The organism is Microcoleus sp. Pol14D4 (assembly GCF_036701245.1).
GTDB lineage: Bacteria > Cyanobacteriota > Cyanobacteriia > Cyanobacteriales > Microcoleaceae > Microcoleus.
In genome coordinates, this window is record NZ_JAUBQM010000076.1 from 14,295 (window position 1) to 34,743 (window position 20,449).

The 20,449-nt window shown below is 47.7% G+C and carries 13 protein-coding genes; 9 read left to right on the forward strand and 4 right to left on the reverse strand.

The features are described from left to right. The first annotated feature begins 334 nt into the window (after positions 1-334). Positions 335-2,131: an ATP-binding protein gene (locus tag QUA33_RS22120; RefSeq protein ID WP_333151182.1), complete on the forward strand. Its 1,797-nt coding sequence runs from the start codon at positions 335-337 to the stop codon at positions 2,129-2,131. Between the two features lie 313 nt (positions 2,132-2,444). On the opposite strand, the gene QUA33_RS22125 is transcribed toward QUA33_RS22120, so the two are convergent. Further along, a complete protein-coding gene (locus QUA33_RS22125) occupies positions 2,445-2,630 on the reverse strand; it encodes a ribbon-helix-helix domain-containing protein (RefSeq protein ID WP_333151184.1) in 186 nt (61 codons plus the stop codon). Positions 2,631-2,812: 182 nt separating this feature from the next. Further along, positions 2,813-2,998, reverse strand: coding sequence for a ribbon-helix-helix domain-containing protein (locus QUA33_RS22130; protein WP_333128561.1), 186 nt, complete (start codon positions 2,996-2,998; stop codon positions 2,813-2,815). A 213-nt stretch (positions 2,999-3,211) separates the two neighbouring features. On the opposite strand from QUA33_RS22130, the gene QUA33_RS22135 reads away from it, so the two are divergent. Beyond that, the gene (locus tag QUA33_RS22135; RefSeq protein WP_333151185.1) at positions 3,212-3,697 is read left to right on the forward strand and encodes a hypothetical protein; all 486 of its coding nucleotides are present in this window, start codon (positions 3,212-3,214) and stop codon (positions 3,695-3,697) included. Between the two features lie 229 nt (positions 3,698-3,926). On the opposite strand, the gene QUA33_RS22140 is transcribed toward QUA33_RS22135, so the two are convergent. Beyond that, the gene (locus QUA33_RS22140) at positions 3,927-4,511 is read right to left on the reverse strand and encodes a hypothetical protein (protein WP_333151187.1); all 585 of its coding nucleotides are present in this window, start codon (positions 4,509-4,511) and stop codon (positions 3,927-3,929) included. Between the two features lie 66 nt (positions 4,512-4,577). Between QUA33_RS22140 and QUA33_RS22145 the strand changes: the two genes are divergently transcribed. Beyond that, the gene (locus tag QUA33_RS22145; protein ID WP_333151201.1) at positions 4,578-6,155 is read left to right on the forward strand and encodes an NAD(P)/FAD-dependent oxidoreductase; all 1,578 of its coding nucleotides are present in this window, start codon (positions 4,578-4,580) and stop codon (positions 6,153-6,155) included. A gap of 238 nt (positions 6,156-6,393) precedes the next feature. Next, the gene (locus tag QUA33_RS22150; protein WP_333151189.1) at positions 6,394-8,205 is read left to right on the forward strand and encodes an NFACT RNA binding domain-containing protein; all 1,812 of its coding nucleotides are present in this window, start codon (positions 6,394-6,396) and stop codon (positions 8,203-8,205) included. Positions 8,206-8,662: 457 nt separating this feature from the next. On the opposite strand, the gene QUA33_RS22155 is transcribed toward QUA33_RS22150, so the two are convergent. Then, the gene (locus QUA33_RS22155) at positions 8,663-10,774 is read right to left on the reverse strand and encodes an iron uptake porin (protein ID WP_333151191.1); all 2,112 of its coding nucleotides are present in this window, start codon (positions 10,772-10,774) and stop codon (positions 8,663-8,665) included. Between the two features lie 300 nt (positions 10,775-11,074). On the opposite strand from QUA33_RS22155, the gene QUA33_RS22160 reads away from it, so the two are divergent. The 5 genes from QUA33_RS22160 to QUA33_RS22180 all read left to right on the forward strand — a co-directional run bounded on the left by QUA33_RS22160 (position 11,075) and on the right by QUA33_RS22180 (position 19,948). Beyond that, positions 11,075-12,241 carry a glycosyltransferase gene (locus QUA33_RS22160; RefSeq protein WP_333151193.1) on the forward strand — a complete coding sequence of 389 codons (1,167 nt, stop codon included), beginning with the start codon at positions 11,075-11,077 and terminating at the stop codon, positions 12,239-12,241. A 243-nt stretch (positions 12,242-12,484) separates the two neighbouring features. Beyond that, positions 12,485-13,216, forward strand: a complete 732-nt coding sequence (locus QUA33_RS22165; RefSeq protein WP_333076234.1) for a sugar transferase — start codon at positions 12,485-12,487, stop codon at positions 13,214-13,216. Between the two features lie 455 nt (positions 13,217-13,671). Then, positions 13,672-14,703, forward strand: coding sequence for a GDP-mannose 4,6-dehydratase (gmd, locus tag QUA33_RS22170; RefSeq protein ID WP_333151195.1), 1,032 nt, complete (start codon positions 13,672-13,674; stop codon positions 14,701-14,703). A 401-nt stretch (positions 14,704-15,104) separates the two neighbouring features. Beyond that, entirely contained in the window at positions 15,105-16,049 is a 945-nt protein-coding gene (locus QUA33_RS22175) for a GDP-L-fucose synthase (RefSeq protein WP_333151197.1), read from the forward strand. A gap of 674 nt (positions 16,050-16,723) precedes the next feature. Further along, entirely contained in the window at positions 16,724-19,948 is a 3,225-nt protein-coding gene (locus tag QUA33_RS22180) for an efflux RND transporter permease subunit (RefSeq protein WP_333151199.1), read from the forward strand. Positions 19,949-20,449 lie beyond the last annotated feature (501 nt).

Sequence of the window (20,449 nt, forward strand, 5' to 3'; positions counted from 1 at the left end):
CATCAACAGCCTAATTATCTCTTAGACATCAACCGAATTTAAGTTTCTCCTCTGACTCGACAATAGTTTCAGATGCTTTTTCGCAGATGTCTACGGTTAAACAGACAAGCTTTCCATTTGGAGAACTTAAGAGCGTGGTAGATTTTAGCAGAATACAGCGGTTGCATATGTCCAAAATTAACTTGCTAAAAAAAACCGGGAACGAAGCAAGTTTATCAGTTGCCGTTTGGGAATACCAAGGCGAGTTTAATCGAGAGTTAGAACCATTTAACCCGCAGAAAGAACCTGTGGCAACGCGAAAGGTAAACAAAAAAATAGCAAGGTAGGTAAACTGATGCCGCTCTTTATTTCTGAACGAGTCGCTTCTCTAGAAACCGCACACAATAAAATATCCAGAAAGGATTTTGTAGAAATACCATCCTTAAAACTCCGCCAAACGTGGCCATATAAAATTGGTGCTTTGTCCATCCATAAAAAAATTGGTCGCGGGTATTTTTTGGCAATAGGAATCGGATTTTTTGGCTCTTTGAGCGGGCTGGTGATTGCTGATTACTACCAAGGACAAGGATTAAAACAATTCAATGACGCTCACCTACAAGCGCAATTACTAGGCAATTTTAAAGATGCAGCGATGGCGGCACAATTGCAGGGAGCGCAGCTAGATTCTTTTGTAGATAATTCCGCCAAGCTGAAACTTCAAGAAGAGCAGTTTGTTAAGAGCATTTTACAGGCAAAAGAGCTGCGGCTACGCATAGAAAAGTTTGCCGATAGCCAACCTGCTTGGCTGGCAGCAAAGCCGGAAGTTCTCAAAAGTTTACTACAAGATTGCACGGAAGATTTAGAATCCTATGCCGATACTCTCAAGTCAGCTTTGCAGCAAATCCAGCAATCGCAAATGTCACGTCGGGAGATAGAGTCGGCCACAAAATTGTTGGCCACAGAAAGCGGAGAAGGTGTAAAACAGCTCAACAGCAGCCTTGAGAGATTGAGACAAATCCTCGATATTGCCCAGCAGCAAGAGGGGCAAGGCGGTGAAGTGATGGAAGACGCTCAAGGAATGGAAAAAGCCATAATTATTATTAGTATGCTGCTGTCGGTCGTGGTAGCCGGAATGGTGGCTGACCGTACCAGTCGGGCGATCGCTAAACCAGTCGTGAGCGTCACTCAGATTGCCAAACAAGTGGCCGCCGAGTCGAATTTTGATTTGCGAGCCTCCGTCACCGGACAAGACGAAATAGGCTCATTAGCTGCGTCTCTCAATCACCTAATCGAGCGAGTTTCGGAACATACAAAAGAATTGAAACAAGCTAAGGAAGCCGCCGTCACCGCTAACACTGCTAAAAGCCAGTTTTTAGCAAACATGAGCCACGAATTGCGGACTCCTTTAAATGCGATTATCGGCTACAGTCAACTACTTTCAGAAGATGCCCAAGATGCGGGATTTGATGAGTTTGTACCCGACTTGCAGAAGATTCAGAAGGCGGGCACGCATTTGCTATCTTTGATTAACGATATCCTCGATTTGTCAAAAATTGAAGCGGGGGGGATGAAACTCGAAATCCAAGAGTTTGACATCGAATCCCTGGTTGACAATGTTGCGTGTGCCGCGAAACCGTTGGTAGAAAAAAATGGCAATGTTTTGGAGATTGAGTGCGATCGAACTGCGGGTATCATGCACGCAGATTTCAAAAAAGTGCGGCAGGTTTTGATGCACCTGCTGAGTAATGCTGCCAAGTTCACCAAAAACGGCAGAGTTAAACTAACTGTCAGGCGCATTGAAGGAAGCGGCAAGTTGAATGCAGCAGGGCGATCGGCGATTGACGATCCAATACCTGCCGATGAAACTAATTCTGGCGCGATAGCTTGTCCCCTGCTGAATGTTCAAGAGTCGGATTGGATTTGCTTATCGGTTAAGGATACCGGAATTGGAATGTCCCAAGAACAACAGCACAAATTGTTTGAAGCTTTTGTGCAAGCTGACTGTTCATCAACGCGACAGTACGAAGGCGCCGGATTGGGGCTGACACTTAGCCGCTACTATTGTCAGATGATGGGCGGGGAAATTTTGGTAGAAAGCGAAAAAGGAAAAGGATCTATTTTCACTGTGCGGATACCGGCCGGAAAAGGGTGATGTGATGTTTGGGCGAGAGATTTAGGGGGTAGGCAGAGGGGCGAAAATTTATGTTTCAAACCTCTGGCTTGATGTCGAAATGCTTTAGCCTGGTGAGTGGGGGCGATCGCACTCTATTAATTCTAATTGGTTATTTTGCCAATTCAAATAGCACAAACCCCTTGCTGCTGAACTCAAACCTAAGTCTATGCCGATAAATTTCATATAGTTCTGGACGCAGGGGTGGTCAGAAACCGGGTTTTTTTGCCAAATACTTCGTTACAGCCGGCAAAAACCGCAAAAAACCCGGTTTCTTTGGCTTTGATGCGTCCACTCAACTTTTCTCCTGTTTCTCATCGGATGGTGGGGACTGTTTTTGCATTTGTTTTTGACGTTCCCTCACAGCTTGTTCCAAAATGAATGCTGACAAGCCGCTGATTGAACGGCGTTCCTCATTTGGCCACTCTTGAAGTAGGTCATAGATTCCTTCTCCTATCGAGGTTGATATGCGTTTAGACATTAGAGGTTAATTGTTTCTTATTTAAGCCGATCGTCATTGTCGAGTATTTTAGACAATTTTGTCGAATATGCAGCACAATGCTGCTTTTGCACAGCACTATGCGCCCGATCGCGCGCGCATGAATCAGCAATAAAAAACTTCAGCCCTCAGTTTGTTTGAGAGAGCGATCGCCCCAACTGCACTCAACTCTTCTCCTGCTTGTCATCCGATGGCTGGGGCTGTTGTTTCATTTCCTTTTGCCGTTCTCTGGCTGCTTGCTCCAAAATGAATGCTGACAAGCTGCTGACTGAACGGCGTTCTTGACTTGCCCACTCTTCAAGGATGTCATGGATTCCATCAGCCAAATAAGTGGTTAAGCGTTTGGTCATCAGAGGCTCAGTATTTTCTTGTCTACGGTAATCGTCATTGTGCTGTATCTGCGCTATCTTGTCGAGTTCACGTCATTATCGACACACATATGTAACGTTTAAGTGGTATAATCTTAGAGAGTCAAAAGCCAGCGCTGAACTTTTGCAGGGCTCGCGCTGGCTAATGGTTCCCCAAATACAAGGAGACAGTCCACATAAAAGGAGACTATTACTATGGTAAAGCCTGTGAGCGACGGCAGCGAATATAACCGCGGCTATCAACAAGCTTTGAATGATTTTGGCATCACGCAACTGCTGTCGGGTATCCGCAGCTACTCTGATGAGGATTTTGAGGCCGATCGCGCGCGCATGACGGGGCCAGAGATCGAAAGCTTTGCGGTGTTTCTGATTCTGCGCGTCGGGGCGAATCTCAAAGGAAGTACGATCGCCCGCTACCTCAACACTCTCAGAAAAGCCAATTCTCCGACGATCGCCGATCGCCCCGCGATCGAACTCAAGTCAAACTCGCGAGAGAAAACACCTGAAAAGTCAAAGGGTGGCGATCGCAATTCTTGGGCGATCGTCCGAATTTTACCGAATGCTGAGCACTATACAATTGCGCGTTTTGTCAACCGCCAAGATGCGGACGATCGGCGGAGGGCTTTGTGTCGGTTTATTCCGGGGGGTGTGTTTGAAGTTGTTATGTGCGATCGTACCTAACAAATAAACACAAATGACGGGGACAATTGTAGCGACTCCCTATTAAGTCCGTCGGGGGTTTTAACCCCCGCTTAATAGCAAAAGTCCGTCGGGGGTTTCAACCCCTGGCGGGCCTGGGGAGAATGAAACAGCCCTGATGATTTAGGGGGATATACACTTCGATACAAACGAGAGATACAGATAAGTTGAGACCAATCAATACTCTTGTTTCCCCATCGCACATTTCCAGCTAAACTCTCCCCCACAAAGCCAACCCGCCGCCCCTTCCCCTAGCGGCAATTATCCCATCTTCTACCAAAAAATATGCAAAAAATGCCTGCTTCCCCACACTCAAACTAAAAAATTCTGCCTCCCGCGCTTCTCCACCGCGCATAAATCCTTGATACACAGTTTTACCCAACAACTTCACCGTAATTCTGGTAAAATCAAAAGCTAAAATATTGTTAGGCAAGAACTTAGTCGGCCCGGAAAGAGTGAGTTCGATCGCCCCAACTTGCACCGAATTCTCCACCCTACCGGTTTCGCTAGACGCTTCCCCTTCAGCAACAGGTTCAGCCGAATAAGCAATTTGAATTTTCGCAATCCACTGAGGGATGTAACGTCCCGCACCCAAGACAATTCCCGCTTTTTGTCGAGTCTTTTTCGTCCCGGTGATAAAGCAGAGTTGCCAGTTGCCGATTAATTGCTCGAAAGAATAGCGAATTTTGGTTTTTTTCGCGCTTTTCTCAGCTTCGAGGAGGGCGGCAACTACGGCGTTGGAAGATGGTTTAGAATTAGATTTAGCGGCTTGTTCTAGAATAGATATATTTTCCATTTAATATACAAACCAGTTTTATTGTTGGTAACAGAGATAATATTAGCTGAAGTAGCGGAGAAAAACATGGTTGCGATCGCCCCCACAGACACAGAAATCATCGTCATCGGCAGCGGGATCGGCGGCTTGACTTGCGCTGCAATGCTCGCCCGCTATGGCTTTGAGGTTGTGGTTTGCGAAAGCCATTCGATCGCGGGCGGCGCCGCACACGGTTTTGAACGCGAGGGATTTAGCTTCGACTCCGGGCCCTCCCTGTACTCAGGATTATCCTACAGCCCGTCTGCCAATCCCCTGCGGCAAGTTTTGGATGCGATCGGCGAAAAACTCCCCTGCATCACCTACGATACCTGGGGTTGCTGTTTGCCAGAAGGCGATTTCGACACATCCGTCGGTGCGAGTCAATTTGGCGAAGTGCTCGCACAACTGCGCGGCGCCGCAGCAGTCGCCGAATGGCGGCAACTCCAGCGCATCATGGAACCCTACGCCAAAGCTGCCACAGCCTTACCCTCCCTGGCTTTGCGCTTCGATTTGGGCAGTATTTTTACCCTCGGTCAATTTGCGCCGGCTTTCCTGCAAAGTGCTGGCGACGCGATCGCACTTGCAGGCCCTTTCAGCAAAATTATGGACAAAAACGTCAAAGATCCCTTTGTCCGAAATTGGCTGAATTTGTTGTGTTTCCTGCTGTCTGGACTTCCCGCCGACGGAACGATCGCAGCCGAAGTCGCTTTCATGTTCGCCGACTGGTATCGCCCCAATGCAGTTTTGGACTATCCGATCGGCGGTAGTGCAGCTTTGGTAAATGCCCTGGTACGCGGTTTAGAGCGCCACGGAGGGCGGTTGCTGCTAAATTCCCACGTTGCAGAAGTTTTGGTGGAAAACAACCGGGCTGCGGGCGTGCGGCTGCGATCGGGCAAAATTATTCGATCGCACAAAGCCGTCGTCTCCAACGCTTCCGTTTGGGATACCCTGAAACTGTTGCCTGAAACCTCTGTCCCGCAAAGGTTTCGGCAACAGCGGCAGGCGACGCCAGAGTGCGACAGCTTCATGCACCTGCATCTGGGAATTGATGCTGCCGGAGTGCGATCGGACTTGGCTTGTCACTACATCTTCGTCAAAGACTGGGAAATGGGAGTTTCCGCCCCTCAGAACGTCGTTCTCGTCTCGATTCCCTCCCTGCTCGACCCCTACCTCGCGCCTCCGGGAAAGCACGTCATTCACGCATATACCCCCGGAAACGAGCCTTACGATTTGTGGCAAAAGCACGCGCGGCGCAGCTATCCCGAAGGGAATCGCACTAGCGAAGAGTACAAGCTGCAAAAACAAGCGCGCGCCGAGGTAATGTGGGAAGCCTTAGAGAGAATTATCCCCGATATTCGATCGCGCTGCGAAGTCACCTTAGTTGGGACACCCCTCACCCACGAACGGTTTTTGCGCCGCCATCGCGGTTCCTACGGGCCCGGAATTCGGGCTGGTAGCGGCTTGTTTCCCGGGCCGAGAACGCCTTTAGCGGGGCTGTTTTGCTGCGGAGATTCGACGTTTCCGGGAATTGGTTTGCCCGCTGTTGCTGCTAGCGGTGCGATCGCCGCCAATACGATCGCACCTTTGTACAAACATTTGCAATTGATTCGGGAAGTTATTAGTTAGTTGTTATTAGATATCTGCCATAATTCTTGTGGAACAGTTCCCCTGCCTGTTCAAAACCTGCTTTTTAGGAGATGTCTATTAGTTATTTGTTATTTGTTATTTGTTAACGGGATTATTGAAGGGCTTTCATAGCGAAGGATGCGAACCCAAGAGTAAACAATAATTTGATATTAGTTAGTAAAATGTGACCGATATCTGTCAGCATATAAATAGATAGTTCGATCGCAAAGAGGCCACCGTGCAACCCGTAGACTTTACAACATTAACCGCAGCTTGCAGCGAACTGCGAGCCCAATGGCTGCCAGCGCGCTTAGAACAAGTCTACCAGCGCGATCGATTTACCGTGTCCCTAGCCCTCCGCACCATGAAAGGGCGCGGCTGGATTGACCTTTCCTGGCATCCTGTGGCCGCCCGCATCTGCGTCGGCGACCCCCCGCCCCGCATTCCCGACACCTTCACCTTCAGCGAACAACTGCGGCATCAACTCAGCGGTTTAGCCTTAGTTTCTATCGCCCCTGTTTCATCCTGGGAAAGAGTCATCGACTTGCAATTCGCCAAACGCCCCGGAGAACCCGCCCTCTGGCATCTCTACGCCGAAATCATGGGCAAGTACAGCAACGTCATCCTCACCGCCCAAGACAACCTCGTTGTCACCTGCGCCCACCAAGTCAGCGCCAAACAGTCCACCGTCCGCCCCATCCAAACCGGGCAACCCTACGAAATGCCCCCGTCTTTGACCGATGCAGTGCCGAGTCTGAGCGAATCTCAAAACCGCTGGCAATCGCGAATTAGCCTGGTTCCTGGGCAATTAAAGGGCAATCTGTTGAAGAATTACCGAGGGATGAGTAAAGCCTTAGTTTTGTCAATGATTCGATCGGCTTCTTTAGACCCCGAACAATCCACCGACAGCCTCAATCCCGACCAATGGCAGCAACTATTCCAGCGCTGGCTATACTGGCTGCAATGCTTAGAAAACTCCAAATTTCACCCGAGTTTTACCCCCGAAGGCTACACCGTCATCGATTGGCCGACACCAGAAAATAACGCTGTTTCTTCCTATTCTTCTTCTTCCCTTATTCCGACTGCCATCGAACTAACATCCGTTAAATCCGTTACAGAATCCGTTGCCGAACCTTCCTCTTCCGTTCAAGAATTACTTAACAGCTACTACACAGGCGAAATCAATCAAGAAGTATTCGCCCAACTGCGGCATCAGCTTACCCAAAAACTCAACAACGTCTTAGCCAAACTGCGCCTCAAAGCCAACACGTTTAAAGAACGCTTGCAGCAATCAGCAGACGCCGACACGCACAAATCCCAAGCCGACTTGCTGATGGCAAATTTGCAGCATTGGGAACCGGGAATGAAATCGATTTCTCTCCCCGACTTTGAAACCGAGAAACCAGTTATCATTGCCCTAAACCCGGAAAAAAACGCCGTTCAAAACGCTCAAGCCCTCTACAAAAAACACCAAAAACTTAAAAGAGCACGCATTGCAGTAGAACCTTTGTTAGCCGCGGTACAGGAAGAAATCGACTATTTAGAACAAGTTGAAGTCGCACTTTCAGTATTGGAAACCTACCGCAACACCCAAGATTTGCAAACCCTCGCCGAAATCCGCGAAGAACTGATCCAGCAAAAATATCTAGACGTACCAGATTATCGCAGTACCGACAAAAATGCTGCGATCGAATTTCACCGCTACCAAACCCCCAGCGGCTTTGAATTGTTAATCGGGCGCAACAACCGCCAAAACGACCAACTCACTTTTCGCACCGCCAACGACTACGACTTGTGGTTCCACACCCTAGAGATTCCCGGAAGCCACGCTTTGCTGCGTCTCAAACCCGGTACTGTGGCTGAAGAAACCGATTTGCAATTTGCCGCCGACATGACTGCTTACTACAGCCGCGCCCGCCACAGCGAACAAGTCCCCGTGGTTTATACAGAACCGAAATATGTATACAAGCCGAAAGGCGCGAAACCGGGTATGGTTGTATACAAGCAGGAGCGAATTGTCTGGGGCAGACCGCAGCAAGCTCCGGCTTGATTTATATAAAGTGATAAAAAAGGACGATCGGCCCTCGAAACCTCGTTTTTTCGCAAAATAAAAGGTTTGGTAGGCATCAACCTACGTATAGAGCGGGTTTTAGAAACAGGTTTTATTATACAAAGTGCAAAAAAGTGCGATCGTCCTAAAAATTAAAAACCGCCTGTAATGTAAAGTTTTATTACATAAAATTAAATTTTGTTGTTATAGTACCACTTAAGAGAGATGATATTTCTTTTAGAACCCTTTGCAAAGAAACGTGCAACTTGGGTTTCCTCACTGTGAGAACAACACTGTGGGAACACAACGGATTTAACTATTTGTGCAGACCAGCTTTTGCTAAAGCTGGTCGTTTTTGTTTAAACATCAAACCCAAGCTCGGACAATTTTAGATTTGCCATTTTAGATTTTAGATTAAAACCGCCAATCTAAAATCTAAAATTGGTGTGGGCTGCTCCTAGAAAGTAAACGTCGTTCTGACCACCCCAATCACCAAATCAGAATTATTCTTATTGTGGTCAGGAGCAGTTAGCCAAATCAGGCCGGGAGTGATAGAAATATTGTCGCTCAACTTAAACTGATAAAAACCTTCAACGTGCAGCGAAGTATCCTTATCTTCCGGCAAAGTCCGATTAGTAGAACTCGTCACCCGCGGCTCCATACCTACCAAAATGCCGGCCACATTTCCTTCTTTCAACAAATCGGGAAAAGCCAAAGTAACTGCCCAGTTCCAGATTTTTTGATCCCCCCTCTGCACAGAACCTGCAGGAGTAGCCAAGTTGGATAAAATGCGCTGGTTGGTGTAACCCGCCCAACCGCCAATTGCCAATCTCCGGTTCAACCGCCACGAAGCTTGTGCGCCGTAGGAATTGCTAGTAACTGGCAGAGTGCTGTCGCTGTCGAGGCCGAAGGAACCGAGACGCACCGGAAAATTAGAAGCATTGCTCCCGGTACCAGTAACGAAGTTGTAGGAATTAACGTAAGTTAAACCTAAAGCCATGTCGTCGTTCGGTTTGAAAGTCAACTGAGCCAAACCGCCGTAAGAACCGTTGAACAAACCGTTACCCTGTGTCGGGTTCGCAGCGTTGCCGGCCAAATATCCCAAACTCAGCTCGAGTTTTTCCCCAAACTGATGCCGCAGAGCGATGCCAGAACCGCCAGTCAAATAGTAAATCGGGTTGCGAGTACCGAAATTAGAAAGAGCACCGCTGCCACCGTCTCCGTCAAAGTAAGGGTTGACAGTGTTAGCAAAATCATCAGCAGCGCCAGCGTTGGCTTCGAGAATTACAGTCGTGTTTTTCCCTAGAGGGAATTGGTAAAGCAGCGCATCTAAACCTACAGTATTGCTAGCCTCGGCAAAAGGCCCGGCGTTAAACCGCAATTCTCCTTCAGCGGTTTTCGTATTATTCGTAGAAAACGAACCCAGATTCAAAACTTGCAGTCGAGTTCTCAGCAAATCTTCTCCAGAAAAACTCGTGTCGAAATTTATCCGAACCCTGCTGCCAAAAGCCGTGGTTTTATCAGCTTCGCGGCCCTCGGCATCCTCTCCCCCGGCGATACCCGCCAAACCAAATATTACTTCGCCGTTGAGTTTAGTCGTAGTTGAAAACTGATTTGCTTCTAATTCCGAGGCGCGCGCTTCCAAAGCATCGACGCGGCCGCGCAAAGTTGCCAACTCCGCCGCAAATTCTTCTTGCAACCTTTGCACAGAAGCCAAATCTTCTCGCGTCGCCAGACTTCTGGAACCGCCTTGAATCAGCTCGGTAACTTTATCCAAACACGCATTTAAACCTGCTGCAAACTCGTAGCGAGTCATCGCCCTATTGCCGCGAAAAGTGCCGTCAGGATAGCCAGCTATGCACCCGTAGCGCTCTACTAGGGATTGCAAAGCTTGGAATGCCCAATCGGTCGGCCGAACGTCGGAAAGTTGAGAAACTGAGGTTACTTGGCCAGCCCCATCTTCGCTGTGACTGTCTTCTGCGCTGTATTGATTGATTTGTTCTAAAACATTTGACTGTGCTTGAGGTTGGGCGCTTGAATCTGTGGATTGCGAAATTTGCTCGGGTTGCGCGGCCGGTTTTTCTGCGTTTAAATTAGCCAGTGATGCGGCGGGTTGCGTTTCGCTTAAGTTTGCGGGCGCTACTGCGGGGATTTGCTGCGCGACTGGTTGTTCGGCACTTAAATTTGCGGGCGCTACTGCGGGTTTGGTTTCGCTTAAATCTGCTGCAACTGCGTTTTCCGTTGCTTTTGCTTGTTCGGCAACTGGGGGGATGGGATCGTTAGCGTTAGCGAAGCGATCCGAAGGAAAGCCCTCGTAGAGGTTCGCACTTTCTTTCTCAATAGTTTCAACAGTCAAGTTGCTAGCTAGTGACGCTGGTTCGGCTGTCTCAGGCTTTGCTGTCTCAGACTTGGCTGCCTCGGTTGCAGCACCTGCTAATTGCAATTTATCAGTTTGAGCTGCCGTGGCAATTTCTACAGGTTGCTCTGCTAGCGCCGTCGAAGATACTACTAAACTTGCTGCCAATACAGCGGGACTAACTAAAAGTCCCTTCCACAAAAATTTGGACATTTTTCCTCACACCACATTGAGCCGATCGCCCGTTCCGAAGATTTAGGCGCTCGCAAATCACCCTTAGTATTCCGCCTAATAGTATTTCTTGTCAACAATCGGGGAAATCCTTGCCGGAGAGGGCAGTTTTGCTGTGGTTGATTTGACAAAAACTCCGTTTATTCCCAAAATCCTTGGTTTGACCTAGATACCTACCTAGAAACCTGGTTGATAGCTGGATATTGCGTAAGTTGATCCCTTAGTAAGACTAATATTGACAGCACTGGCGCTAACAAATCGTTCGATCGGCTACAAATACAAGTGAAAAAACTCAAATACGCCCTAGTTCACGAATGGTTGACGCCCTTAGCTACTGGCGGTTCAGAACTCGTAGTACAGGAAATCCTCAAACACGTAGACGAGGCAGATGTCTATGCCCTCATCGACTTTGAATCAACCAATCCCGAAAGCTATCTTTTCGGGCGACAGATTGGCACAACATTTTTGCAGCACTTTCCCAAGGCCCGCAGCGGCGTCCAAAAATATTTGCCATTTCTGCCGATCGCGATCGAACAACTAGATCTGCGAGAATACGACATCATCCTCTCATCATCCCACGCTGTGGCCAAAGGCATCCTCAGCAGTCCCCAGCAAATGCACGTCTGCTACTGCCACACTCCCATGCGCTACGCTTGGGACTTAACTTTTGACTATTTGCGTAGCAGCAAAGCCGGACGGGGCATTCCGGGGCTGCTGACGCGATATTTGTTGCATCGACTGCGGCAGTGGGACGTAATTTCCGCCAATCGCGTTGATTATTTCATCGCTAACTCTCAACACACTGCGCGCCGAATTTGGCGCTGCTATCGGCGGCGGGCCGAGGTGATTTATCCGCCGGTAAATATCGAGCGATTTTCCTTGATGCGGCAAAAACAGGACTTTTACGTCACAGTTTGTCGGTTGGTAAGTTACAAAAACGTAAGTGCGATCGTCCAAGCATTCAATCAACTCGGGCATACTCTAATTGTCATCGGCACCGGGCCAGAATTAGAAATGATTCGGCAAATCGCCAAACCCAACGTGCAAGTGCTCGGCTGGCAGCCCGCCTCCATAGTTGAAAAGTACATGGCAGAGGCGAAAGCGTTTGTATATGCAGCTTGCGAAGATTTTGGCATAGCTTTGGTAGAGGCTCAAGCTTGCGGAACACCAGTAATTTCCTATGCAGCAGGGGGCGCTTTGGAGACAGTGCTCGACATTCGCCAACACCCAGAGACAGGGACTGGTTTATTTTTTTCCTCCCAAACAGCAGCAGCATTAGTCGAAGCTGTCAAGGAATTTGAGCAGTTGCAAGGCACATTTCGGCCAGAAATCTGCAGGTTGCGCGCTGAACAGTTTGCCCCGGAAGTTTTTGGGCAGCGCTATCTAGCTTTTGTGGAACGCTGCTATCAGGAATTTCACTCCCGTGATTTTACCGAGTCTGGGGCTTGAGAGTGCCAGACCCCGATAGCGGGACAATCTTCCTTCTGCCTTTGTATAAGTGCCTTCAGAAGACCTCTGCATAAGTGCCTTGTGCCTTTTTCCTTATGCCGCCAGAAGCCCTCTTCCTTCTTCCTTCTGCCTTTTGAAGCCTTTAGAAGGCAGAAAATTGAGTATTGGAAACATAATTGAGAGAACAAAGCGTCTTGAGGCTTTATGATCAGGACTGTGTGTGGTGTGAAGTGAAGGAGTAAGATGACTGCCGACAGCCAACTAATCTCCGGTAAGGTAATTCGAGCGATCGCAAGACGCGGTTTTGGGTCTGTCCTGCAAGGAGATAGACGCATAAGTCGTTCTCTACAGAGCCTCGACGGAGAACTTTTCAAGCGGTTATTTGACATCCTGTTTTCCTTATCGGTTCTGATCCTGTTTGCTCCGGTTTACCTGCTTTTGGCTTTCTTAATCGCCTTAAGCTCGCCCGGTCCTATTTTTTACGTACAGGAACGAGTAGGCAAAAACCGTAAAAGGTTTTATTGCCTTAAATTCAGAACGATGGTGGAAAATGCGGACGATATATTGCTAGAAATCATGGAAAATTCTCCGCATTTGCGTCAAGAGTTTGAGGACAATTTCAAGCTGAAACAAGACCCTCGAATTACCTGGATTGGAAGATTTTTACGAATGACCAGTTTAGACGAGTTTCCCCAGTTTTGGAATGTTTTAAAAGGAGATATGAGCGTCGTCGGACCGAGACCTTTAGTTGAAGAAGAACTGCCGAGATACGGTAGTCACATCAACAAAATTCTCACCATAAGGCCTGGAATTACAGGCTTGTGGCAAGTGTCCGGTCGCAACGACATTCCCTATCCCCGCCGAGTCCAAATCGACCTCTATTACGCAAATGACAAAAACCTTTGGATGGATATGTGGATTGTTTTCAAAACAATTGGAGTTGTGATTTTTCCCAAAAATAACGGCGCATATTAATTTTTGTCCGCAGTCAGCAATCGGTAGTTAGTTTTATTTGTTACTGACCACTGATGCTGACTACTGACAATCCGCGACAAACTCTTTGTCAAAACTAAAAATTTCCTGGGTGCCGATCGAAGAATTGTGAGCTTAACTAAAGGGGCAAATACTTAAATAAACCTAACTCTTATTCATCTAGAAAGATCGGTTCTTCTAGATAGACTACTTTAGGTTTAGGTGTTAAACTTAACTCTATAACCTTTGGCTTAAGGGGGATAGCCTACTTATCTTGGGATAGCCCACTACCCAACAGCGTAGGAAGTAAACTTCAACTGGCTTTAGGTAACTAAAGTTAAGTTTGAGTAAGTTTTATAAAGCAGTTAACGTAGAGTTTGAGAATACGGCCGGCAGGGAGCAACAGCCTCTGCCAAAAAATTATTGTGAATTAACACAGCCTGTCACAGGAAAATCAGATGACGCAACGCAAGCGAGCGCTAATAACAGGTATTACAGGTCAAGACGGCTCCTACTTGAGCGAATTACTGTTAGAGAAAGGATATGAAGTTCACGGCATTATCCGGCGCAGTTCTAGTTTCAATACCGATCGAATTGACCACATCTATGTCGATCCTCACAGCGAGGGTGCACGCCTGTTTCTACACTACGGCGACTTGACGGACGGCACCACTCTCCGCCGGATATTGGAAGAAGTTCAGCCGGTAGAAATTTATAACTTAGGCGCTCAATCTCACGTTCGAGTCAGTTTTGACTCGCCGGAATATACGGTTGACACAGTAGGGATGGGAGTATTGCGCCTGCTAGAAGCAATTCGGGACTATCAGCACCGAACCGGCATAGAAGTGCGGTTCTATCAAGCAGGTTCTTCGGAAATGTTTGGTTTGGTGCAGGAAGTTCCGCAGAAGGAAACAACTCCTTTTTATCCCAGAAGTCCTTACGCCTGCGCCAAAGTTTACGGGCACTGGCAAACAGTAAATTATCGCGAATCTTACGGACTTTTTGCCTGCAACGGCATCTTGTTCAATCACGAATCTCCCCGCCGTGGCGAAACTTTTGTAACTCGCAAAATTACTCGCGCCGTTGCCAGAATAGTCGCCGGCAAGCAGAAAAAGATTTATTTGGGCAATCTCGATTCCAAGAGGGACTGGGGCTATGCTAAAGACTACGTGCGGGCGATGTGGCTGATGCTGCAACAAGACAAGCCTGACGATTATGTCATTGCTACCAACGAGACCCATTCCATTAAAGAATTTCTCGATTTGGCTTTTACTTACGTCAATTTAGATTGGCAAAAATATGTGGAGTTTGACGAACGCTACTTGCGGCCGGCAGAAGTCGAACTTTTGATTGGCGATTCGACTAAGGCGCGCCAGCAATTAAATTGGGAACCTTCTGTAACTTTTCAGGAGTTAGTACATTTAATGGTAGATGCTGACATGAAAGCTTTAGAGCAGCAAGGTCGAGGTTCGGGCAACGGATTTGATTAAGTCGCTAAACCAAGCCCTCAGTGCGAACAATTTGTAGGGGTAGGGCCCCGTGTCTACCCCTTTGGCGAAAGGCGCACCGGGGGATAGCCCCTGCAAACACTTCACAACTGATCAGAGGATTTTTACAGCTATTAGCGCGATCGGCATTCAAAGAACCAGCTTAATTGCTCGAAAAATTTTCGGCTGTGCGGGCTAAAAAAAACATTAAAATGATAGTTGAGGAGGCGCGACCCCTATATTTAAGTTTCGGGTGTGGACTGAGCAAATTGTCCCTATCTGCCGCCGCTAAAACAAATTTGTGGGCAACCTCGTCCTGTAGCTGAAAGCTTTTTTTGCTAAAGCAACAATTTTAGAGTTGAAATTGTCGATCGACCCTTATTCAAAATCCCGAGGCTAAAATTATGACAAGCTTGGATTTAAGCAGCAAACGCATTCTAGTCACGGGCGGCGCCGGTTTCTTGGGCCGTCAGGTAATCGACCAGCTAGTGAAAGCAGGGGCCGATGCTGATAAAATTTCTGTAACTCGATCGCGCGAGTGCGACCTCCGCGTTATGGAAAACTGCAAGCGCGCCGCCGACAAACAAGATATCATCATTCACCTCGCCGCCCACGTCGGCGGCATCGGTTTAAACCAACTCAAACCCGCTGAATTATTTTACGATAACTTGATGATGGGCGTGCAACTAATCCACGCCGCCTACGAAGCAGGAGTCGAAAAATTTGTCTGCGTCGGCACCATTTGCGCTTATCCCAATTTAACCCCAGTTCCTTTCAAAGAAGATGACCTGTGGAACGGCTATCCAGAGGTAACTAACGCACCTTACGGAATTGCCAAAAAAGCCTTATTAGTGCAACTGCAATCCTACCGCCAGCAGTACGGATTCAACGGTATCTACTTGCTACCAGTAAATCTGTACGGCCCCGAAGATAACTTTGATCCGAAAAGTTCCCACGTCATCCCCGCATTAATTCGCAAAGTCTACGAAGCGCAACAAAGGGGAGACAAAACACTGCCAGTTTGGGGCGACGGCAGCCCTAGTCGCGAGTTTTTGTATTCCACAGATGCCGCGCGGGGAATTGTGATGGCGGCTCAATCTTACAGTGAATCTGACCCGGTTAATTTGGGAACGAATAGTGAAGTTAAAATTCGCGATTTAGTGGAAACGATTTGCGAATTGATGGGATTTGAGGGAGAAATTGTTTGGGAAACAGACAAACCGAACGGTCAGCCGCGCCGCTGTTTGGATACCCAAAGGGCTAAGGAAAAGTTTGGTTTTGTGGCGGAGGTGAAGTTTAAGGAAGGGTTGAAAAATACGATTGATTGGTATCGAAAACACGCAGTTTAAGTGTGAAAGACCCGGTTTTTTGAAGAAACCGGGTTTTTTTAGGAAATAGGGTGAATGGCAGTAAATCACCAGAAAGAACTTTTTAGTAAAGCTGGCTCTTCCTTAGTTAGTGTGCCCAACCATTAGTTTAAGTAGTTAAAACCCAAGCTATGTATGAATCGAAGGAAAAAATGGCTCCAAATTAACTAAAGTAAGACCGGAAACCCTTGCTGTGTAAAGATTTAGGCTATTAATTTCAGATAAATGAACACACGAAGTACGGAAGATCCGGCATATTTAGCCTTCCATACCGTAAATCTGCAACGGCGAATAAGAATGGAGTGGCCGGTTTTACAACCAACCTGTAGGTAAGGCCAACAATATAGTCAACCTACCCCCACGATAGCAGTAAATCGCCATTGCTTTCGATCGATAAAAAAGCCGATCGCAATTTCTGTCAATCTGCATTTTGGGCGATCGACTACCTCTAAAGGAATATTCAAAAAAACATTTTTCACAATTTATTAAAATTTATTATACTACTTGTCAGGTGCAGAGCGTAAATATTCTCTCACTCCCTATACAAAATAAAGCCTGACCGAAAACAATTTGGTCGCCAGCCCCGCGATTCATTCCTTTGCAGGCTGACTGACTGGGTAAATTTTTCAATTCTAAAATCTAAAATCTAAAATCAAATGACCCCCGACAAACCCGGATTCAGCATTAGCGCGACCGCCATTCGTCGCCACATCGGCACCCTCATGCTGACACTTGCTATTATAATCGTGGGCTTTTTTTACATCACCCAACTGCCCGTTGACTTGCTGCCCTCCATCACCTATCCCCGCATCGGCGTGCGCTTAGACGCCCCCGGCGTCTCCCCAGAAGTAGCAATAGACGAAGTTACCCGCCCCCTCGAACAAGGACTTTCCGCAACTGAAGGCGTCATGCAAGTTTTCTCGCGGACTCGCGAAGGACAAGTCAGCGTCGATTTATTCTTCAAACCCGGGGGCAACATCGACCAGGCCCTCAACGACGCCACCGCCGCTGTCAACCGTATCCGCAACCGACTTCCCGATACAGTTGAATCGCCCACTCTCTTCAAAGTTGACCCTTCCCAGCAGCCGATTTACGAATTTGCCCTCACTTCCAACTCCTTGCAAGGAGTTGATTTGCGCGTATTTGCCGACGAAGAATTATCCAGAGAACTAAACGTAATTCCTGGAATAGCAGCAATTGACGTTGCCGGCGGCGTGCAAGAAGAAATTCAAGTAAATATTGACTTAAATCGCTTGCAATCTTTAGGCGTCAGTATTTCCGACGTTTTATCAGCGCTCGAATCCCGCAACCTCGACACTTCCGGCGGGCGGCTGCGGCAAGAAGCAGCGGAACCTTTAACCCGCACCGTCGGGCGGTTTCGGAATGCAAAAGAAATTCAGGAAATTTCTTTTCAAGCATCGGGTTCTAATCCGCCCAAACGAGTGTTTTTGCGCGATTTTGCTCGGGTAATTGACGGTACAGAAGAAGAACGAGTTAAAGTATTTCTCAATCAGAAATCAGCCGTAAAAATTAGCATTCAAAAGCAGCCGGACGCGAATACAATCTCAGTTGTAGACGGTATCAAAAAGCGGCTAGAAGAATTAAAAGCATCCGGGGCAATTCCCGAAGGTACGACTATCGTCAATACCTTCGACGAGTCTAAGTTCATCCGCGATTCTATTAGCAATGTCCTATTTTCTGGTTTAACCGGGGCTGTTTTAGCGGGGGCTGCTGTTTTGCTGTTCCTCGCTTCCCTGCGCCAAACTTTGATTATTGTCCTGGCAATTCCCCTGGCAACTTTAATGGCGATTATCCTGATGGGAGTTTTTGGCCTATCTCTGAACGTTTTCAGTTTGGGCGGTTTGGCGCTGGGGGTGGGAATTGTGGTCGATAACTCGATCGTCATGCTGGAGAATATTGTCGAAGGAACCAGCAATAAAAAAAGTGCCAACGGTCAGCGCTTCAGTAACAAGCAGTTGATCCAGCAAGCCGAAAAAAGCAGCCAAGAATTAGAATCAGCTTTATTTGCTTCCACGCTTACTAACTTAGTTGCCGTACTGCCTTTTTTGCTGATCGGTGGCTTAGTTTCCTTACTTTTCAACGAATTAATTCTCACCATCACCTTTTCCGTCGCCGCCTCTCTGATTGTCGGATTGACAGTTGTACCGATGATGGCTTCTCGACTGCTAGCGCTGCGGGTATCCAGCGGTTTGAGCAACTTTTGGCCGCTGCGCGCATTCGATCGAGCTTTTACCAATGCTACCGCCGGTTACGGTAAATTTTTATCGGGCATAGTACGGTGGCGGTTGATGATCATTGCAGTAGCGATTATTGGATTGGGCGGCGGCAGTTGGCTGATGGCCGGTCAAATCCCCCAGGAAATATTGCCCAGAATTAATACCGGTCAAGCGAGATTGTTTGCTTTGTTTCCTGCAGGCACAAATTTGGCAACCAACCAAAAAATCATGGCAGAAGCGGATAAAATTATCCTCAGCCAACCAGAAACTCAATACACTTTGACCACAGTGGGCGGTCTGTTGTTCGGCAACAATACGGTTGAGAATGTGCTGCGCGGCGGCTGCAACATTACGCTAAAACCTGGCACCAATACATTGGATTTTGTGCAGCGAGTTACGCAAGAATTGAATCAAAAAATTGATTTGCCCAAAAATACTCGTTTGCGCCTGAATCCAGAAAATGTGCGGGGTTTGATCTTAACTAATTCGCCAGTGCGCGGCGCTGAAGTTGATGTCCTGCTTCAGGGCGAAAACGAACAAATATTGCAGCAAACCGGCCGCGAGATATTGGCAACTTTGGATCGGAAGGTAAATTTAGCTACTTTTCGCCCGGATGCAGACCCGCAGCAGCCGGAAGTGCAGATTCGACCCAACTGGGAACAAGCGGAAATCTACGGGTTGAATGCGAGGCAAATTGGAGAGGCGATTCAGACAGCAATTCAAGGTTCTGTTCCCACGCAATTGCAGCGGGGAAACCGTTTGGTTGATGTGCGGGTACAGTTCGATCGCGCTTCTGTTCAATCGATTTCTGCACTAAAATTTATCCCTTTAACTGCTAGGGATAACAGCATTATCCGCTTGAGCGATGTGGCGAATATTGAACTGGGAAAAGCGCCTGGGGAAATTCAAAGGCTTAACCAGCGCCAAGTTTTCATGATTGCTGGGAATGTTAATAAGGGCGCGAGTTTGGGCGATGCTTTGAAACAAGTGGATGCAGTTTTGTCTGAAATCAAATTGCCACCGGGAGTGCGAGTGATACCTAGTTCGGCGGCGGAAACTAACCGGGAATTGCAAAGTTCGCTGATTGTTTTGGGATCTTTGGCGGCGTTTTTAGTATTTGTGGTGATGGCGGTGCAGTACAATTCGCTTGTCGATCCGCTGGTGATTATGTTAACGGTGCCGCTGGCTTTGGCTGGGGGGATTTTCGGGTTGTATGCGACTAAAACTGCGATCGGCGCAACGGTGATTGTGGGGGCGATTTTGCTGGTGGGAATTGTGGTAAATAATGCGATTATTATGGTGGAGTTGGCTAACCAAATTCTGGAAGATGAAAAGGTCGATCGCACAACAGCAATTCTCAGGGCGGCACCTCAGCGCTTGCGTCCGATTTTGATGACAACTATTACGACAGTTTTGGGTTTATTTCCCCTAGCTTTGGGCATTGGAGACGGTTCGGAATTCTTGCAACCGCTGGGTGTGGTGGTGTTTTCCGGTTTGTCGCTGGCAACTTTGCTGACGCTGTTTATTATTCCGTGTTTCTATATTTTGCTGCACGATTTCTTCGGGATGTTTGCAGGGAAGAAGAAACCGCAGGTGGTCGCTATTCCTGTGCAGAAGGTGGGGAGAAAGACTCCGAATTTGTAATAATTTAGTGCCAGCAAATACGCGCTTTTCCCACAATCCGACAGGGAATGAATTCCCTGCCTCATAGCGAAAGTCGGTTAAAACCGACTGTAGATTTTGACGGGAAGTGCGATCGATTTTAGTCCTCTTTCAGAAGACTTTTGCTATGAGACAGGGAATTCATTCCCTGTCGGGCTGTCGGTTAAAACCGACTGTAGATTTTGAGGAAAAATACGATCTATTTCAGTCCTCTTTTAGAGCATCCTACGGGCGTCGCACGCCCGTTATGAAGAAAAGAAACAGTTTCGCTCGCCCAAAAGTTGCTAGCGATCGGATATATTATCCCTGTGTCCCGAGAGTCAGACCGACAAGTCAATGGTGCTTAGAAGAGCCTGATTTAGAGCATGGTCGTGGGCCAGATGATTATGACATTGGTGAAGGGCAATTTTACCCTATCCCGTTGAGGAGAATATAACATCACATCCGCCCACCGCTCGGGACACCTTCTAATTCGATCGCGAA